Source organism: Zooshikella ganghwensis DSM 15267, from assembly GCF_000428585.1.
GTDB lineage: Bacteria > Pseudomonadota > Gammaproteobacteria > Pseudomonadales > Zooshikellaceae > Zooshikella > Zooshikella ganghwensis.
Window position 1 is genome coordinate 1 of the sequence record NZ_AUAF01000290.1, and the last position, 2,935, is coordinate 2,935.

The window sequence follows — 2,935 nt, forward strand, 5'->3', positions numbered from 1 at the left end:
GATATAACCCCCTAGGAATCCATATAGAGCCTTTCTTATTTATTCAGCTTTTTGTCCTGTACATAGGGAGGCCCTATAGAAAAAACTGGACGACTCCGTTATATCGATGGTTGTACTGACTCATTACTTTGTTGTCCACCATTAAAAGGAGACCCTTGTTTAAACCTTCTACATTTTCCTTCTCACACAAAACAAACGCCGCATACTCACCCAAGCATACGGGCAGGAATTATTGCAAGAGGTAATGGTTTATGCTGTACCAAGGGAGATACCATTGAGCTTGAGGAAGGCATGGTATTCATGATTGCTGCAAATTCAGTTCATCACTTTCAGACTCACGAGCACAGTATGGACGTCATTGCCTATCACCCTGATAGTGATTGGGGTCCAACCCATGAGGAGCATCCCATGATTAATAGAACTTGGGTCAGCGGTCACAAGATATTGAGTTAACCTGAAAAAAAATCTATCTCCATCTGCAGGGGAAACCAAAAGACGGAGATAGGCCACAATTACGAGCAAGGAAATTGAGAATACTCAATAAATCGATACCAACGTACTATTAATAACTTTACCAATTACTTTGCACACTAGTATGCTCTATGTATTAGGACCCAGTGTCAGTAAAGAAGCACTTGTAATACTTAAAGACAACAACGTTGACTTACAAAGTAGTTATACGTTTAACATCACTTATGTCTGTCTTAGTAATCACTATAAGTAAATATACACCGTATTTAAAGTATTGTTTTGTCGCAAGTTGTCGCTACTTTTTTCATAATATAATTAAGCAGTTTTGTATCAGATATACTTCATTTGTTATAATTTCATCATTCTAATAAATATTTTTATATCCAATGACAACCACTTCAACTTTTTAATTACAAACAAACATAATAAACATCCATACATTATTAAAATCTCTGTTAGAGATAATACAATTAAAGTAACAGATGCTTATATTTTTTGTCGCAACAGTTATTGTGGAGCGAATGACCTGATTGCTATCAACAGTTTTTAAATCAATAAAGGAAGACCAGGACTCGAACCGATCGAAAACCTTAATTTCTAAATAACATCAAAAGCCATCTCATTTTGGGGATGGCTCTCACTATAGTTTTATTTTGGATTGGATTTTTTAACAAACTTTGTAAGAATCACAATTTGCTGTCCATTCACACGACCCTCAATATGCTCGGGGTTATCAGCAACCAACGAAATTCCTCGTACAACTGTTCCACGCTTTGCAGTAAAGCTTGCACCTTTAACATTTAAGTCCTTGACTAAGGTTACGTTATCCCCAGCTTCTAGTACTGCCCCATTACCATCTATATGTTTCACTCCATCATCAGAGGGTGTCCCCTCACTTGTTTGTTTTGCCCATTCGAGGGTTTCATCATCCAGATACAACATATCTAATAAGTCTTGTGGCCAACCTTCACTCCTCAAACGAGTCAACATTCGCCATGCCACTACCTGAACTGCTGGTACTTGGCTCCACATACTTTCATTAAGGCAGTGCCAATGATGAACATTTACTGTTTCAGGGTTTTCCAACTGCATCCTACATGTATTGCAGGCTAGTATGGTGTCCTCAGGGCTACATGTGGAGTTAGGCGGAACCTCGTAAATAGCTAGATCTTCAGATATACCACAAAGTTCACATTTAGATTCACTACGTGTATATAATGCTTGTTCTGTATTCATGGATAGCTCAATCTTCATACAATATATGACACTAGTATAACGCGAATGTCTTTTGTATGGGATCATAATATCACTATAAGTACTTAACTATTTTTCAAGTAAGCACTCTTTTTGAACAGCCTCGAGTAAAATTTAATACTATTTCATTAAATTGTAATACAAATTGCATCGTTGGAAATGAAATTTATTTTTAAAAAAATCCAACATAAAAATATTATTATGAAACTAGTTCTCCACCAAAAGACTTTTAGTAAATAATATTTTTAAATCTAATACAGATATTATTCAGTATAAAACATTGAAACATACACGTAAGGTTTTTATTAGCATGCGCATCACATGCGCACAAAAATATTAACTATAATATATTTTAATTAATATTATGGATATTAAATGGGACATCTAAATAGCTCGGCAGCAATTTCATTTCTACCATAACTTAAAAAAAATATATAATCATACAAACGATCGTACCTGTATTTTCTTACTAGAAAGGTTATTGGCAGAGAGAACTATACTGCTTACAGGTACATTCGCACTTTGAAATTAGCTTACTTCGATGCCCCTTTAAAAACATCCGAGAAATGAATATCAAAGACAACAGTGGTATACATATAATGAATGAATATGTCGAGAACAAATAAGTATCAAGGGCTATCAACGCGATAAGACAATAAAAAGCAAGCATGACTAGAATGCCCTCAAAGAAACGGGTCTCCATTATTTACCTTTAGTATATGATGCTAAATTGTGCGCATTTTACACACAGCATCACAACTATCAAGTGACACCTGTCACTTTATTTGTTTTTGTAAGATTTTAGGCCGACCAAAACAAAACCAACGTACAGGCAAATTTAAATTATTAGCATCTTCAAAGTTATTATAATACCCAAGCTAAAGTTTTTCTCTCCAAGAGCACAAGCAAGTGTTCATCAACACGCGATTGCTACTTTACCTTTCCAGTCAAAGTAGATGTATTAGAATAAGTAACTGGGGTGGTAATTAGAAACTCCTGTATTATCTATGGTCAAAAGTGATTCCAGCAAATCCTAAAGTAATTCGTGAATGTTGTTTCTATACCCAAAATGAAGGACTTTTAGGGGCGGCGGTCAAGCGAAGAAGCCCCAGGATCTTATGGGTACCTCTAAAAATGTTACCAAAATTTCAATATTTTTAGGAAAGATCTTAAATTATAGAAGGTAAATACGATTGTTTATTATTTGACA

At 35.1% G+C, this 2,935-nt stretch carries 2 protein-coding genes; one reads left to right on the plus strand and one right to left on the minus strand.

Annotated elements, in window-relative coordinates; genetic code table 11:
• Positions 1-102 precede the first annotated feature (102 nt).
• Positions 103-453, plus strand: a complete 351-nt coding sequence (locus tag F607_RS36275) for a cupin domain-containing protein (RefSeq protein WP_420864451.1) — start codon at positions 103-105, stop codon at positions 451-453.
• 666 nt (positions 454-1,119) lie between these two features.
• Here F607_RS36275 and F607_RS0125990 read toward each other — a convergent pair.
• On the minus strand, positions 1,120-1,707 hold the full coding sequence (locus tag F607_RS0125990) for a PhnA domain-containing protein (protein WP_027710341.1): 588 nt from the start codon (positions 1,705-1,707) through the stop codon (positions 1,120-1,122).
• Between the last annotated feature and the right edge of the window lie 1,228 nt (positions 1,708-2,935).